General features: G+C 69.8%; 11 protein-coding genes. 10 read left to right on the forward strand and 1 reads right to left on the reverse strand.

What is annotated here, in order from left to right; translation table 11 throughout:
• The first annotated feature begins 114 nt into the window (after positions 1 to 114).
• The 8 genes from ABB22_RS14040 to ABB22_RS14075 all read left to right on the forward strand — a co-directional run bounded on the left by ABB22_RS14040 (position 115) and on the right by ABB22_RS14075 (position 13,018).
• Positions 115 to 780: a LuxR C-terminal-related transcriptional regulator gene (locus ABB22_RS14040; RefSeq protein ID WP_055769862.1), complete on the forward strand. Its 666-nt coding sequence runs from the start codon at positions 115 to 117 to the stop codon at positions 778 to 780.
• Between the two features lie 77 nt (positions 781 to 857).
• Positions 858 to 1,889 (forward strand): phosphate/phosphite/phosphonate ABC transporter substrate-binding protein, encoded by a 1,032-nt coding sequence (gene phnD / locus ABB22_RS14045; protein ID WP_235504305.1) that lies wholly within the window; start codon positions 858 to 860, stop codon positions 1,887 to 1,889.
• A 122-nt stretch (positions 1,890 to 2,011) separates the two neighbouring features.
• Positions 2,012 to 3,838: a type VI secretion system baseplate subunit TssF gene (gene tssF / locus ABB22_RS14050; protein ID WP_055769857.1), complete on the forward strand. Its 1,827-nt coding sequence runs from the start codon at positions 2,012 to 2,014 to the stop codon at positions 3,836 to 3,838.
• 2 nt (positions 3,839 to 3,840) lie between these two features.
• Complete coding sequence (gene tssG, locus ABB22_RS14055) at positions 3,841 to 4,926, forward strand: type VI secretion system baseplate subunit TssG (protein ID WP_055769855.1); 1,086 nt, start codon at positions 3,841 to 3,843, stop codon at positions 4,924 to 4,926.
• Between the two features lie 10 nt (positions 4,927 to 4,936).
• Positions 4,937 to 7,597, forward strand: coding sequence for a type VI secretion system ATPase TssH (gene tssH, locus ABB22_RS14060; RefSeq protein ID WP_152984189.1), 2,661 nt, complete (start codon positions 4,937 to 4,939; stop codon positions 7,595 to 7,597).
• Positions 7,598 to 7,705: 108 nt separating this feature from the next.
• Entirely contained in the window at positions 7,706 to 9,997 is a 2,292-nt protein-coding gene (gene tssI / locus ABB22_RS14065) for a type VI secretion system tip protein TssI/VgrG (RefSeq protein ID WP_057505281.1), read from the forward strand.
• The gene (locus ABB22_RS14070) at positions 9,994 to 10,635 is read left to right on the forward strand and encodes a PGRP and LysM peptidoglycan-binding domain-containing protein (RefSeq protein WP_057505282.1); all 642 of its coding nucleotides are present in this window, start codon (positions 9,994 to 9,996) and stop codon (positions 10,633 to 10,635) included. Before tssI ends, ABB22_RS14070 begins: the two co-directional genes overlap by 4 nt.
• 22 nt (positions 10,636 to 10,657) lie before the next feature.
• Positions 10,658 to 13,018, forward strand: a complete 2,361-nt coding sequence (locus tag ABB22_RS14075) for a hypothetical protein (protein ID WP_057505283.1) — start codon at positions 10,658 to 10,660, stop codon at positions 13,016 to 13,018.
• Positions 13,019 to 13,066: 48 nt separating this feature from the next.
• Here ABB22_RS14075 and ABB22_RS14080 read toward each other — a convergent pair whose 3' ends face one another.
• Positions 13,067 to 13,606 carry a Smr/MutS family protein gene (locus tag ABB22_RS14080; RefSeq protein ID WP_057505290.1) on the reverse strand — a complete coding sequence of 180 codons (540 nt, stop codon included), beginning with the start codon at positions 13,604 to 13,606 and terminating at the stop codon, positions 13,067 to 13,069.
• A 173-nt stretch (positions 13,607 to 13,779) separates the two neighbouring features.
• On the opposite strand from ABB22_RS14080, the gene surE reads away from it, so the two are divergent.
• The gene (surE, locus tag ABB22_RS14085; protein ID WP_057505284.1) at positions 13,780 to 14,559 is read left to right on the forward strand and encodes a 5'/3'-nucleotidase SurE; all 780 of its coding nucleotides are present in this window, start codon (positions 13,780 to 13,782) and stop codon (positions 14,557 to 14,559) included.
• Positions 14,556 to 15,245 carry a protein-L-isoaspartate(D-aspartate) O-methyltransferase gene (locus tag ABB22_RS14090; protein ID WP_057505285.1) on the forward strand — a complete coding sequence of 230 codons (690 nt, stop codon included), beginning with the start codon at positions 14,556 to 14,558 and terminating at the stop codon, positions 15,243 to 15,245. Before surE ends, ABB22_RS14090 begins: the two co-directional genes overlap by 4 nt.
• Positions 15,246 to 15,268: the final 23 nt, after the last annotated feature.

The raw sequence follows: 15,268 nt of genomic DNA on the forward strand, positions 1-15,268 counted from the left end.
CCTGTATCGGCTATTGCCCAGGCAGGGGCGGCGGACTATGGTCGTGCCCGTTCACTGCATGGCACGCGGCCGGACCCGCGCCGGCATCCCGCCGCACCCCGGGGACAGGATTCCATGAAGGTTTTGATTGCCGACGACCACCTCCTCATCGTCGAGGGCGTGAAAGCCAAATTGATGGAGCTTGGTGGCGATATCGAGTGCGTGGTCGCCATGGACATGGACGGTCTGGCGCGGGCGACGGCCAGCGTCGAACACCTGGACCTGGCGCTGCTGGACATCGCCATTCCCGGCGCGGTCGGCTACCAGCACATCGCGCAGATGCGCCAGCGCCTGCCGGACACGCCGGTGATCGTGCTGTCCGGCTCCGAGGACCTGGACCTGATCCGCGTCCTGCTGGAACTGGGCGTCAACGGCTTCATCCCCAAGGCCTATTCGCCGGAAGTGATGCTGTCGGCGATCCGCCTGGTGCTTTCCGGCGGAGTCTATGTGCCGCCGATGCTGCTGGCCGGCGTGCAGGCGCGTGGCTGGACGCCGCCGGCAGCGATGGCGCCGGTGGTGGAAACCGGCCATTCACTCGATTCGCTGCGCAGCATCCTGACCGGCCGCCAGATCGACGTGATGATGCTGCTGTCGCAGGGCAAGCCGAACAAGCTGATCGCCCGCGACCTGGGCATCAGCGAAGGCACGGTCAAGATCCATCTGGCGGCGATCTTCCGCGCGCTCAACGTGCGCAACCGGGTGGAGGCGGTGGTGGCCTCCCGGCGCATGGTGGAGTCCTGAACGCGGATGGCGGCGTGACGCGGCGACAGGGCGTGCCCATAATGGCGTCCCTCCGGGGTCCCCGAACGGTCACGGCCATGGATGCCATGTCGCGTCGCGCGCTTATCCGCCTTGCCCTGCTGGCCAGCCTGGGGGCGGGCATCCTGTCCGCGTCCGGCCAGAACAGCGGCGCGCCGCCCCTGCGCTTCGGCATCCTGCCTACCGGCGGTCCGGCCGAATCCAGCGAGGACTGGCAGCCGGTGCTGGACGATATGTCCAAAGCATTGAAGCGCCCGGTGATCGGCGTGTCGGTCAGCACCTATGAAGGCATGTACCGCGCGGTGCTGGACAGGCGCGTGGACGTGGCTTTTCTTTCCGGCAAGCTGGCGCTGGACAGCGTGCTGGCCGGCAAGGCCAACGTGACCGTGCAGCTGGCGCGGCTGGATGGCGCACCCGGTTACCGCGCTGTGCTGCTGGCGCACAAGGACGGGCCGATCCCCAATCTGGAGACGGTGTTTTCGGGCAGCAAGCGCTGGAGCTATGCGCGTGGCGAAGCGGTGTCCGTGTCCGGCTACCTGGCCCCGGAGGCGCAGCTGTTCGCCCGCCGCGGGGTGAATTCGGATTCCTACTTCAAGAGCGTGAAGGTGGACAACCACCAGAACAACGCGCTGGCCGTGGCCAACGGCGAAGTGGACCTGTGCAGCAACAATTCCGCCGACATGGAACGGTTCGCGAAAAGGTTCCCGCGGCAGAACGCGCAGCTGCGGGTGCTGTGGACCTCGGCGGTGATCCCGCATGCGGTACTGGTGACCGCGCGCGACCTGCCGGACGCGGACAAGGAACAGGTGCGGCGTTTCCTGCTGGACTATGCGCGCGGCCGCAGCGCGCAGGCGGCGGCGCAGCTCGAGCACCTGCAGCGCGTGCACAAGCTGGCCGGTTTCATCGCCGCCAACGACAGCGTGCTGCTGCCGTTCGCGCAGATCGAGCACTCGCTGGAACTGCGGCGCACCCGCGACGGCCGCTGGGTGGACGAAGCGGCGCGGCAGGCGCGCATCGACCGGGTCAACGCCGAATTCGCCGAAAGGAAGGCGATCCTGGAAGCGGGCAGCAGGCGCACCGCGCCGCGCTGAGCGGCTGCCGGCCGGCCCGCTGGCGGCATGGCCTATCCCATCCGGCGAATGGGCGGGCTCCGTCCTCCTGCCTAGGCTTGGCCCATCTTCAGGCATAGGCCGGGGCCACCGGACAGGTAGCCATGCTCGACGAGTTGCTGCCCTATTACGAGAACGAACTCACCTACCTGCGCCGGCTCTCGCGCGAGTTCGCCGGGCGCTACCCGAAGATCGCCGCGCAGCTGATGCTGGAAGGCGAGGTCTGCGAGGACCCGCACGTCGAGCGGATGATCGAGTCGTTCGCCTTTCTCTCCGCGCGCATCCACAAGAAGCTGGACGACGAATTCCCGCAGGTCACCGAGGCGCTGCTGTCGGTGCTGTATCCGCACTTCCTGCGGCCGGTGCCGTCGATGTCGATTGCGCAGCTGCATCCGGCGCCGGGGGTGGAACTGACCACGATGCAGGAAGTGCCGCGCGACACCCTGCTGCTGACCCGCCCGGTGCAGGGGATGCCGGTGCGTTACCGCACCGCCTATCCGGTGCAGGTGTGGCCGATACAGGTGGCCGATGCGAAGCTGGAAGCGGCCGAACGCTCGGCCTTCGCGCTGGGCGCGGCGAGCCGGGTGGCGACGCTGCGCATCGCGCTGCGCGCCAGCGGCAGCGAACCGCTGGCGAAACTGGCGCTGCACAGCCTGCGTTTCCACATCGATGGCGAAAGCCCGCTGGCGCACGCACTGCACGAGATCGTGCTCAACGCCACCGAAGCGGTGTCGCTGCGCGATCCGCACAGCGGGCGCAGCGTGGCCTTGCCGGCGGCGGCACTGCGGGCGGTGGGCTTCGACGAGGACGAAGGGCTGCTCGACTACGACGCGCGCTCCTTCCTCGGTTACCGCCTGATCCAGGAATACTTCGCGCTGCCCGAGAAATTCCTGTTCTTCCAGGTCGATGGGCTGGACCTGTCCGGCTTCGGCCAGCAGGCCGAACTGGTGCTGGAGATCGGCGCGTTCGGCCGGCCCGAGCGCCTGGCGCGGCTGGAACAGGCGGTCACCGCCGATACCTTCAGGCTCAACTGCACGCCCATCGTCAACCTGTTCAAGCAGCAGGCCGAGCCCATCCGGCTGACCCAGGAGCGCCACGAATACCCGGTGATTCCCGATGCGCGCCGCCCGCTGGGACTGGAGGTGTACTCGGTGGATTCGGTACGGCGCCTCACCCGCCAGGGCGACACCGGCAAGGTCACCGAGTTCGAGCCGTTCTACTCGGTGCGCCACGGCCTGCACGACGACCCGGACGCCTGTCACTGGTACGGGCAGCGGCAGCCTTCGCTGCGCGCCGACGACGAAGGCACCGAACTGTCGATCAGCCTGGTCGACCGCAACATGGACCCCACCGTGCCGGCGGTGGAAACGCTGTCGCTGTCGCTGACCTGCACCAACCGCGACCTGCCGTCGCAGCTGCCGTTCGGCGGCGAGGAGAGCGTGCTGCAGGTCGAGCGCGGCGGCGCCATCGGCCAGGCGCGCCTGCTGAAGAAGCCCACGCCGACCTGGCGCGCGCCGATGCGGCTGGCCAACCAGTGGCGGCTGATCTCCCACCTGGCGCTCAACCACCTGTCGATCGTCGAAGGCGGGCGCGACGCGCTGCTGGAGATCCTGAGCCTGTACAACTACGCCGATTCGGCCAGCCTGCGCAAACAGATCGCCGGCATCGTCCAGGTGCGCAGCACGCCCTCGCTGACCGCCATCGGCATGCCGCCGCGCCGCGCCTTCGTGCGCGGCACCGACATCGAGATCGACTTCGACGAAAGCCAGTACGTCGGCAGCGGCATCTACGTGCTGGCGCGGGTGCTGGACGTGTTCTTCGGCCTGTACTGCACCGCCAACTCCTATACGCGGCTGACCGTGCGCTCGCTGCAGCGCGAAGGCGAGCTGGCCCGCTTCCCGCCGCGCGCGGGGGCATGGCCGCTGGTGTGAGCATGGACGGCGCGCTCCCCGCCGCGACGGGCCTGGCCGATGGGCTGCAGGCCCTGCCCGGCCAGGCCGCGGCCGCGCCGCTGCAGCGGCTGCAGGCCGATCCGCTGGCATTCGGGTTCTTCCAGGCGGTACGCATCCTGTATGCCAGCGCCGGTTTCGACGGGCGCGGCGGCGGTGGCCGGCCCGGACCGGTGCGGTTCGCCACGCCGGCCTCGCTGTCCTTCCCGGTGGCCGAACTGGCATCACTGGAACAGGAAGGCGGGGACTGGCGGATGGGGGTCAATTTCCTCGGGCTGACCGGCCCCAGCGGCGTGCTGCCGCGCCACTACACCGAGCACCTGATCGAGCTGAAGCAGCGCCGCGAGCGCCCCACCCAGGATTTCCTGGACCTGTTCAACCAGCGCGCGTTGTCGTTGTTCTGGCAGGCCTGGGGCAAGTACCGCCCGGAGATAGGCCGCGAATTCGGCTTCCGCAACGCGCCCCTGCGCTACGTGCATCACCTGGTCGGCCTGGGCACGCCGGCCCTGCAGGCACGGCTGGAAGAGGGCGCCGCGCCGGCGGTGGAGAAAGGAGCGGGCCGGCGCGCGCTGCCCTCGGCGGCCATCGGCTATTTCGCCGGGCTGATCTCGCAGCGGCCCCACGGCGCGGGGGCGCTGTCGCAGGTGATCGGGCAGTGCGTGGGCGCGCCGGTGACGGTGGAGAGTTGTCCGGGGACCTGGCAGCCGGCGCCGGCGCGCGACCGCATCCGCCTCGGCGCGCGCCAGCGCCTGGGCGAAGGCGTGCTCGGTCCGCGCTACTGGGACCGCCAGATCACCCTGCGCCTGCGGGTCGGGCCGTTGGACCGCCCGCGCTTCCGGGCCCTGCTGCCCGACCAGAAGCTGCTGGCCGACATCGCCGAGCTGGCGCGCTTCCTCACCGGCCTGTCGATGGACCTGCGCATCGGCCTGCTGCTGCGCGAGGACGAAGTGCCGCCATTGGCGCTGGGCGGCGCCGGCCCCGACCGCCCGCGGCTGGGCTGGAACACCTGGCTGCGCGGCCAGCGCCACGGCCGCCCGGCCGACGAATGCGAATTCCATTTCACGCAATGAGAGGCCCGTCATGGCACTGAACCTGCGTTCCCTGGTCTCCCGCCTGGATGCCACCTGCCGTTCGGCGATAGAGGGCGCCGCCGGCCTGTGCCTGGCGCGGACCCATTACGACGTCGAGATCGAACACCTGCTGGTCAAGCTGCTGGAAGCGGACAACACCGACCTCCACCGCATCCTGCGCCAGTTCGAGGTGCCGGCCGATGCGCTGGAGCGCGCGCTGGGCAAGGCGCTGGACGGATTGAATGCCGGCAACCAGCGCACCCCGGCGCTGAGCGCGCATATCCCGCTGCTGCTGGAGCGCGGCTGGGGATGGGCGTCGATCGAGTTCGGCGAATCGAAGATCCGCAGCGGCCACCTGCTGGTCGCGCTGCTGGCCGATGCCGAACTGCGCCGCCTGCTGGGCGACGCGGCGGGCGTGCTGGCGCCGGTCAACCTGGAAACGCTGCTGCAGAACTTCCACGCCATCGTCGCCGCTTCGGCGGAGGCGAAGCAGGCGCGCGGCCTGGGCGACGCCGCTGGCGCCCCCGCCGGCGCGGACATCGCGCCCGGTTCCGGCAGCGCCGGCGGCGCGCCCAGCGCCACGCCCAATCTGGACCAGTACTGCCAGAACCTGACGGCCAGGGCGCGCGAGGGCAGGCTCGATCCCGTGCTGGGCCGCGACGGCGAAATCCGGCAGATGGTCGACGTGCTCACCCGTCGCCGCCAGAACAACCCGATCCTCACCGGCGAGGCCGGCGTCGGCAAGACCGCGGTGGTCGAAGGACTGGCCGCGCGCATCGCCGCCGGCGACGTGCCCGCGCCGTTGCAGGGGGTGGAGGTGCTGTCGCTGGACCTGGGGCTGCTTCAGGCCGGCGCATCGGTCAAGGGCGAATTCGAGAACCGCCTGAAAGGCGTGATCGAGGAGGTCAAGGCCAGCCCCCGGCCGATCATCATGTTCATCGACGAGGCGCATACCCTGATCGGCGCGGGCGGGCAGGCGGGCCAGAACGATGCCGCCAACCTGCTGAAGCCGGCGTTGGCGCGCGGCGAGATGCGCACCATCGCCGCCACCACCTGGAGCGAGTACAAGAAATATTTCGAGAAGGACCCGGCGTTGACCCGGCGCTTCCAGGTGGTCAAGGTCGAAGAGCCTGACGACGAGCGCGCGGTGGCGATGCTGCGCGGCGTGGCCGCGGCCATGTCCGCCCACCATGGCGTGCGCGTGCTCGAGGAGGCGGTGCGCGATGCGGTCAAGCTGTCTTCGCGCTACATCGCCGGCCGGCAGCTGCCGGACAAGGCGGTCAGCGTGCTCGACACCGCCTGCGCGCGCGTGGCGGTGGGGCAGGGCGCGACCCCGGCGCAGATCGAGGACCTGCGCCGGCGCGGCGAAGTGCTGGCCGCCGAGCACACCCAGCTGCGGCGTGAGGCGGCGGGCGGCGCCGACCATGCCGCGCGCCTGGCCGAACTCGAGGCCGAACAGGCCGACGTGGCCGAACGGCTGCGATCGCTGGAGCTGCGCTGGCGGGGCGAGGGCGAACTGGTCGGGCGCATCCTGGCCGCGCTGGACGAACTGGAAGCGCTGCCCGAGGACGCGGCCGAGCGCGCCGGGAAAACGGCCGCGCTCGATGCCCTGCGCGCCGAACTGGCGCAGTTGCAGGGCCAGAACCCGATGGTGCTGCCGGTGGTGGATGCCAACGCGGTGGCGCAGATCGTTGCCGGCTGGACCGGCATTCCGGTCGGGCGCATGGTCGGCGACGAAATCCAGACCGTGCTCAACCTGCGCGAGAACCTGGAGCAGCGCGTGATCGGCCAGGGCCATGCGCTGGAGGCCATCGCCCAGCGCGTACGCACCTCGCGCGCCAACCTGGAAGACCCGGACAAGCCCAAGGGGGTGTTCCTGCTGGTCGGCACCAGCGGCGTGGGCAAGACCGAAACCGCGATCGCGCTGGCCGAGCTGCTGTACGGCGGCGAACGCAGCATGATCACCATCAACATGAGCGAGTACCAGGAGGCGCATACCGTCTCTTCGCTCAAAGGCTCGCCTCCCGGCTACGTCGGCTACGGCGAAGGCGGCGTGCTCACCGAGGCGGTGCGGCGCAAGCCGTATTCGGTGGTGCTGCTGGATGAGATCGAAAAGGCCCATCCCGACGTGCTGGAACTGTTCTTCCAGGTGTTCGACAAGGGCCGCATGGAGGACGGCGAGGGCCGCGAGATCGATTTCCGCAACACCATCATCATCCTCACCTCCAACGCCGGCACCGAGCTGATCATGCGCGCCTGCCGCGGCAATCCCGAGCCGCCGGACGTGGCCGCGCTCAACGAACTGCTCAAGCCGGAACTGAACGCGGTGTTCAAGCCGGCCTTCCTCGGCCGCACCACGGTGATCCCGTACTACCCGCTGGACGACGCCAACATGCGCAGGATCGTCCGCCTGAAGCTCGGCAAGATCGCCCGCCGCATCCAGGCCAGCCACAACGCCCGCCTCGACTACGACGATGCACTGGTGGACGCGGTGGCCGCCCGCTGCACCGAGGTGGATTCGGGCGCGCGCAATATCGACCACATCCTCACCGGCAGCCTGCTGCCGGAAGTGGCCGGCGAGGTGCTGGTGCGAATGGGCCAGGGCCGGAGCTTCGGCAGCATCCACGTCAGCGTCGGCGACGACGGGCGTTTCGCCTATGCGCTGGAATGAGGCCAGGGCCGCCGTCCTCCCACCATCGGGCTAACCCGTCTGGCCGATACCGCCGCCACCAGCCCACGCGCGAGCATGTGCCGGCCGCCACCCGGTGACCGAGCCGCCATGCCTTTCAGCACCGCCCACCGCGCCTACAACCTGGTCAGCCCGCTCGGCGAGGATGCCCTGCTGGTGCATGCGGTGGAGGGCAGCGAAGGCTTGTCGCAGCTGTTCGAGTTCAACCTCACGCTGATGTCGCTGGACGATGCCATCGAGCCGGCGGCGATCATCGGCAAGCGTGTCCGGCTGGAGCTGGAGACGCTGGACGACAGGCGCTTCTGGACCGGCGTGGTCGTCGCCTTCGGCCGTACCGGCGTCCGCCAGCTGGGCGGCGACGACGAGGCTACCGTCTACCAGGCGCAGATGGTGCCGTGGGTATGGCAACTGCAGCTGCACGAGGACAGCCGCATCTTCCAGCAGTTGTCGGTGGTGGAAATCGCCGAGCAGATACTGGGCGAGTTCGGCCTGGCCGATTTCGATTTCCAGCTCAACGAAAGCTACCCGCCGCTGGAATACTGCGTGCAGTACCGCGAGACCAGCTTCGCCTTCCTTTCGCGCCTGCTGGAAGCTTCGGGCATCCATTATTTCTTCCGGCACGAAGCCGAGGCCGAAGTGTGGGTGTTCACCGACAACCGCGACCGCAATCCGGAGATGCGGCCCAGGGAGCTGCGCTTCGCGCTGGCGGCCAGCGACGTGGAGAAGGACGACGACGACCTGCTACTGACCCTGACCCGCCGCGAACACCTGCGCAGCGGGCGCGTGACCCTGCGCGACTTCGATTTCAAGCGGCCGGCCACGCTGCTGGAATCGTCGATGGAATCGGTGCTGGAGATGGGCGACAACCGCAGCCTGGAGCGCTTCGTGCACCCGCCGCTGCACTACACCGAACAGGATGGCGGCGACCGCTTGGCCAAGCTGCTGGTCGAGATCGAGGAAACCGACCACGACACGCTGCAGGGCACCGGCAACGCGCGGATGATGTCGCCCGGCTATGTGTTCGGGCTGAGCGACCACCCCGACGACGCGCTCAACCGCGACTACCTGGTGGTCAGCGTGCAGCACCGGGGCCGCAACAACCTGGTCGAGGGAAACGCGCGCTACACCAACACCTTCACCGTCATTCCGCACGACACCACGTGGCGCGCGCCGCTGCGCACGCCGCGGCCGACGATGCCCGGCCCGCAGACGGCGATGGTGGTCGGCCCGGCAGGCGAGGAGATCCACTGCGACGAACATGGCCGCATCAAGGTGCAGTTCCACTGGGACCGGCGCGGCCAGCGTGACGACAAGAGCTCGTGCTGGCTGCGGGTCGCACAGATGTGGGCCGGGCGCGGTTGGGGCGCGCTGTTCATCCCGCGCGTCGGGATGGAGGTGGTGGTCGATTTCATCGAGGGCGACCCGGACGCGCCGCTGGTTACCGGTTGCGTCTACAACGGCGCCAACACCCCGCCGTACGCGCTGCCTGCAGAAGCGACCCGGACCGCATTGAAAAGCAGCTCGTCCAAGGGCGGCGATGGCTTCAACGAACTGCGCTTCGAGGACAGGAAGGGCGAAGAGCAGCTGTTCGTGCACGCGCAGAAGGATGTCGATCTGCGCACGCGCAACGACCGCCGCGAGTTTGTCGGCAACGACCGCAGCCTGACCGTGGAGCGCGACCGGCTGGAAACCACCCGGCGCGACCACAGCAACCGGGTCGAGCGCGACCGCATCACCGAGATCGTCCGCGACGACTCGCTCAAGGTCGATGGCAAGCAGGCGGTCAGGATCGCCGACTCGCTGTCGCTGAGCGTCGGGGCGGCGCACAACGTGGCGGTCAACGCCGATTCCAGCCACCAGGCCGCGGGCAACCTCTACCTCAAGGCCGGCGCCAACCTGGTGCTCGAGGCCGGGAGCAACATCACCCTGAAGGTCGGCGGCAGCTTCATCGCGATCAGCGCCGCCGGCGTGGATATCCAGGGACCGATGACCAAGATCAACAGCGGTGGCGCGCAGCAGTCCGGCAAGGCCGGCGCGCTGGTCGCGCCGCTGGCGGCGCTGGCGCCGGCCGCCGCGCTCACCGCCCTGGCCGGCAAGCCCATGGAGACCGGGCCGCTGGGCCAGGTGCGCGGGGGCAGGCCGCCGGAAGCCCTGCCCGATCACAAGCCCGACCCGGCCAAGATCCACTGGATCGAGGTCGAGCTGCTGGACGAGGCGGGCAGGCCCGTGCCCGGCGAAATGGTGCGGGTGGAACTGCCCGACGGCAGCGTCAGCACCGGCACCACCAACGACAAGGGCGTCTACCGGGTGGCAGGCCTCGATCCGGGCGACTGCCAGGTCACCTTTCCGGATCTGGACGAAAAAGCATGGGAGCCGGCATGAGCGGGTCCGACCAGGGGTCGTGGCACACGGTATCGGCCGGCGAAGGCATCGCCGCCATCGCCAAGAAGAACGGCTACCTGTGGAAGACGCTGTGGGAGCACGGCAACAACAGCCGGATCCGGTCGCAGCGGCCCAATCCCAACCAGCTGGTGGCCGGCGACAAGGTGTTCCTGCCGCCCAAGGGCCGGCGTCAGGAGGCGCGCGCCACCGATGCCCGCCACCGCTTCAGGCGCAAGGGCGAGCCGACGCGCCTGAAGCTGCAGCTGACCAGCATGGGCGAGCCGCGCGGGAACGAACCCTACACCCTGGTGTTCGCCGATACGGTCATCACCGGCAGCACCGACGGACAGGGACGCATCGACCAGCCGATCCCCGGCGAGGTCGCCACCGCCATGCTCACGCTCAACGAGGGCCGCGAACAGTACCCGCTGACCATCGGCCTGCTGGAACCGGTCGAGGAACCGCGTGGCGTGCAGCAGCGCCTGCTCAACCTGGGCTACGACTGCGGAGGCGAGGACGGACAGGCGGGCGCGGGCACCCGCGCGGCGCTGCTGCGGTTCCAGGCCGAGAACGGCCTGCAGCAGAGCGGCGAGATGGACGGGCCTACCCGCGACGCCCTGCGCGACCTGCACGTCTGAGCCGGACGAAGGGAGAATCACGATGGGACTGGGCGGACTGGGCGACACGGCCAAGGGGCTGGCCGACAAGGCCACCGACAACGTGGTGGGCAATGCCATCGATGCGCTGGCCGGCGACCTGGCCGGCAAGGCGGGAGGGAGCGCGCCGGGCACCGTGCGTTTCATCAAAGGCCGATCGCTGGCCGACGGACAGGACGCCGTTGGCGGCGCGGTGCAGAACGCACCGGCGGGCGAGGACGGGGGCAGGAAGAAGGAGAATGCCCTGTCCATCGACCCGCCGATCGAGTTCATACACCTGGGCTGGGTCCACCCGGATGCGGTCAAGACCTTTGCCGGCGAGGCCGGCAGCCATGGCATCGCCTTCCGCGATGCGCTGCTGCGCGAGAACATCCTGCTCTGGTCGTTTGCCAGCTCGGCCCGGCGCGTGCTGCAGCAGGTCAAGGATTCGAAGGGCGCCGCCGGCGCGCTGCTGGAAACGGCAGGTTCGCTGTTCGGCGGGAAAAAGCAGGCGTCGCCGGGGCCTGAATCGATCGACCCGATCCTGGAACGCATCCGTAGCGCCGGCGACAAGGCCAACCGCGATGCGCCGACGTACACCGATCTGCACGATGCCGGCAAGGCGCTCGCCCAGGCCTGGGCGGATCTCAATGTCGCCTGCATGAGCGCGCTCAAGCCGGGCGAGGGCGGAGGCGCGGGCCTGCCCACCCTGCCCGGGGCCAACCTGATTCCGGGCGCGGTACCGGAGGTGGTGGCGAAGATTCCCGAATGGCTGTTCAAGGCGCAGGACTGCTACATGGCGATCTTCCGCGAAGCGCGCGTGGCCTACGAATGGCCGCTGATGAAGGCGGTCCACGAGTATTCAGTGGCGGCGATCAAGGCGGACTGGCGGCCTACCTACGACATCTGGTTCCTGCGCGACAGGGCGGCGGCCGAGGGCGGGGGCGGCGACGCGGCCAGTGCTCCGGAGCAGGCCCTGCAGAAGGCGCAGGACGCATTGCAGGGGTTGCCCTCGTTCCAGGGCTTCGACCCCGGCGGCAGCGTCGCAAGCCCGCTGGGCAGCGTGCGCGAAGGCATCGCCGGTGCGCGCCGGGACGCGCGCGATTCGCTGGGCGACATCACCGGCTGGCTGGCCACCGCCGAAACCGAGCAGGCCAATGTCCCGGCCGAGGCCGCGGCCGCGCTGGGCGCGTGCTTCGCGGTGTTCAAGGGGGACCCGCAGGCCACGCCGCCGGTGCCGCCACTGGCCGATGTCGTGGCCGCCGGCCTTGCCGGCGGGCTCGGCCTGAAAGGCGGGCTGCCGGGATTCCTGGCGTTCCATGTGGGCATCAGCTGCGACATCGCCCAGGTGGTGCTGCCGAAAATCTACAGCCACCTGCATGGACGCCTGGGCAAGCCGGATCCCGGCCTGTTCATGGCCGCCATCCACGACGCCATCGCCAGCCGCATCGTCGAACTGATCTGGGGGCTGATCTTCGGCAAGGACAGCGGACCGGGCCACGACGATGCCGACGCGCAACGCAGGCGCGGCACCGATGTCGTCGATGGCCTGGGGCAGGGACAGCTGGGCACCGGCAATCTCGTGCCCGGCACCGAGGAGCTGAAGAACAAGGCCGCCGACCTGGTGCGGCAGTTCGTCAACAGCCAGGCGAAGCATCTCAATGCGCTGTACCTGTTCCTGGCCCAGGATCTGTTCGAGGAACTGGGGCAGGCCTATGCCGACGCCGCGGCCCGCAGGCAGCTGACCATGGAGGCCTATCTGGGCCACCTGCCGCGCATGGCCGCGCTGCTCGCGCGCAACCTGACCTTCCCCCTGTTCAACCTGCTGCTCGACGTGTTCGGGCTGGGCGACAGGTTCGCCGGCCTGGCCTGGAACCCGGTACGCGAGAAGATCGGCCAGCTGGGAGGAATCGCCAACGCGGTCAAGGGCGCCAAGGACGACATCGGCCGGGCCGGCGCGGACATCCAGCGCGGCTCGCACCAGGCCGACGAGGCCATCGACGCGCGCAGGGAAAAACTGGGCGAGGACCTGCGTGGCCTGGGCAGCGCCGATACCAGCGACCTGATGGACGGCGGGCAGGCCAAGCAGCAGGCCCTGGAGACGCTGGGCAACGATGCCGGCTCGGCCCCCGGCGACATCTGGGATGCGGCAACCCGCAAGGAGGCCGAAGCGGCCGGAATCGCATTGCCGGAGCAGAAGGGCAGTGGTCCGATTTCCGCCGCGCGCAAGGCCGGCGGCGCCGCGGCCATGATCGAACCGGGCGAGCCGGCGCGCGTGGGCTACGTCAACGGCGAAGAGGAGGCCGAAGCGGTCAAGGGCCAGCAGGCGCCGCCGCCGGCGCCGCCTCCGGCCGCGGGCCGCACGGCGGGCGCCCTGCCGTTCTGAGCATCGCCGGCCGGGCTGGCAGCGGGACGGGCAAGCGACGGGGCCGGCTCAACGCCGTGCCAGCAGCACCAGCAGCGCCCCGGTGCCGCCCTGCGCGGGCGGTGCCGAATGGAAGGCCAGCACGTCGTTGCGCTGGCGCAGCAGGCGGTCGACGAGGTTCTTCAGCACCGGCGCGCCGCCATCGGACTGCAGGCCCTTGCCGTGGATGATGCGCACGCAGCCATGTTCGTGGGCATGGGCTTCGAGCAGGAATCCGCGCAGCAGGTGCTCGGCCTGGAGCGCATTGGCGCCATGCAGGTCCAGTTCGTCCTGCACCGCGTACTGGCCGCGCTTGAGCCGCTGGAACATCCCCGGAGGCAGGGCGTCGCGGCGGTAACTGGCGACGTCGCCGGCTTCCAGCGGCGTGCTCGAATGCAGCAGCCGGGCGAATTCGCCCAGCGCCTGGGCCTCGTCCTGCTCGGCCATGCGCGCGCGCGCCCTGGGGCGCGGCCGGGTGGTGGCGGGTGCGCCCACCTTGCGCAGCGGCGTCACTTCGCCGATGGCCGAGCGGAACAGGGCGCCGTCGTCTTGGTCTTCAGGGTGCGACATGCGCATAGCGTAACGGCTGCGGCAATGCGGATGGCGTCACGGGAAGGCGATGGACGCATTCCGGTATCATGCCGGATCGGGCCATGCCGGCCGGTGCGCAGCGCACCGACGGGATGGCGGTGGACGGCGAGGCAGCGGGAGCGCCGTCATGGATTCAGCGATTCAGGTCTTCAATGCGCGTACTTGTAAGCAACGACGACGGCGTGGACGCCCCCGGCATCAGGATGCTCGCCGAGGAGCTGCGCAATGCCGGCCACGAGGTCACCGTGGTGGCGCCGGACCGCGACCGTTCCGGCGCCAGCAATTCCCTCACCCTGGACCGGCCGGTGCGGCTGCGCCGGATCGACCACTACACCTGCGCGGTGAGCGGCACGCCCACCGACTGCGTGCACCTGGCGCTGACCGGCATGCTGGAGCACGAGCCGGACATCGTGGTCTCGGGCATCAACAACGCCGCCAACCTCGGCGACGACGTGATCTATTCCGGCACGGTTTCGGCGGCGATGGAGGGGCGTTTCCTCGGCCTGCCGTCGGTGGCCGTGTCGCTGGTGACCCAGCGCCATGAAGCGAAGCATTTCCTGAGCGCCGCGCGCGCCGCCATCGAGATCGTGGCGCGGCTGATGGCCGATCCGTTGCCGGCCGACACCATCCTCAACGTCAATGTGCCGGACCTGCCGTGGGAGCAGATCCGCGGCTTCGAGGTGACGCGGCTGGGCAACCGCCATCGCGCCGAGGCCTGCATCCCGGCCAGCGATCCGCGCGGCAACACCGTGTACTGGATCGGCCCGGCCGGTTCCGAGCAGGATGCCGGCCCCGGTACCGATTTCCATGCGGTGCGCACCGGCCACATCTCGATCACGCCGATCCAGGTCGACCTGACCCGCTACGAGGCGCTGGAGAAAGTGGCCAGCTGGGTGGGCGGCCTGTCCGCGAAATTGGGGCGCCAGGCATGACGCCACGCCTGCGTCTTTCGCCGGAGGCGGTCGGCAGCGGCATGACCTCGCAGCGGGTGCGCGACCGCCTGGTCGACCGCCTGCGCGACGGCGCCCACAGTGGCGGGGGCATCGGCGACGAGCGCGTGCTCAACGCCGTGCGGGTGGTGCCGCGGCACCTGTTCATCGACGAGGCGCTGGCCTCGCGCGCCTATGAGGACACCGCGCTGCCGATCGGCCATGGCCAGACCATCTCCCAGCCCTGGGTCGTGGCGCGCATGACCGAGGCGGTGCTGCAGGTGGCGCCGAAGACGGTGCTGGAAGTGGGCACCGGCTCGGGCTACCAGGCCGCGATCCTGGCGGCGGTCGGCCTGGAAGTATTCACCGTCGAGCGCATCGGCGACCTGCTGCGCCAGGCCCGCAAGCGCCTGCGGCAGCTGGGCATGAACGTGCGCAGCAAGCACGACGACGGCCGCATCGGCTGGCCCGAACACGGCCCGTACGATGCCATCGTCGTCACCGCCGCCGCACCGGCGCTGGTGGAGGCATTGATCGGGCAGCTGGCCGTTGGTGGCCGCCTGGTGGCGCCGGTTGGCGGCCCCGGCGGGCAGGTGCTGCTGCAACTTACCCGGCAGGCCGATGGCATCGTGCAGGAGGAACTGGCGCCGGTCAGCTTCGTGCCGCTGTTGTCGGGCATGCTGGACTGAACGCGCTGGACTGACAGGGAAAC

Origin of the sequence: Stenotrophomonas nitritireducens, from assembly GCF_001431425.1 — a bacterium.
Lineage (GTDB): Bacteria > Pseudomonadota > Gammaproteobacteria > Xanthomonadales > Xanthomonadaceae > Stenotrophomonas > Stenotrophomonas nitritireducens.

Bases quoted from the DNA above. Each gene is read 5' to 3' on its own strand.
- ABB22_RS14040 (WP_055769862.1), top strand. From the start codon at position 115: ATGAAGGTTTTGATTGCCGACGACCACCTCCTCATCGTCGAGGGCGTG.
- phnD (WP_235504305.1), top strand. From the start codon at position 858: ATGGATGCCATGTCGCGTCGCGCGCTTATCCGCCTTGCCCTGCTGGCC.
- tssF (WP_055769857.1), top strand. From the start codon at position 2,012: ATGCTCGACGAGTTGCTGCCCTATTACGAGAACGAACTCACCTACCTG.
- tssG (WP_055769855.1), top strand. From the start codon at position 3,841: ATGGACGGCGCGCTCCCCGCCGCGACGGGCCTGGCCGATGGGCTGCAG.
- tssH (WP_152984189.1), top strand. From the start codon at position 4,937: ATGGCACTGAACCTGCGTTCCCTGGTCTCCCGCCTGGATGCCACCTGC.
- tssI (WP_057505281.1), top strand. From the start codon at position 7,706: ATGCCTTTCAGCACCGCCCACCGCGCCTACAACCTGGTCAGCCCGCTC.
- ABB22_RS14070 (WP_057505282.1), top strand. From the start codon at position 9,994: ATGAGCGGGTCCGACCAGGGGTCGTGGCACACGGTATCGGCCGGCGAA.
- ABB22_RS14075 (WP_057505283.1), top strand. From the start codon at position 10,658: ATGGGACTGGGCGGACTGGGCGACACGGCCAAGGGGCTGGCCGACAAG.
- ABB22_RS14080 (WP_057505290.1), bottom strand. From the start codon at position 13,606: ATGTCGCACCCTGAAGACCAAGACGACGGCGCCCTGTTCCGCTCGGCC.
- surE (WP_057505284.1), top strand. From the start codon at position 13,780: ATGCGCGTACTTGTAAGCAACGACGACGGCGTGGACGCCCCCGGCATC.
- ABB22_RS14090 (WP_057505285.1), top strand. From the start codon at position 14,556: ATGACGCCACGCCTGCGTCTTTCGCCGGAGGCGGTCGGCAGCGGCATG.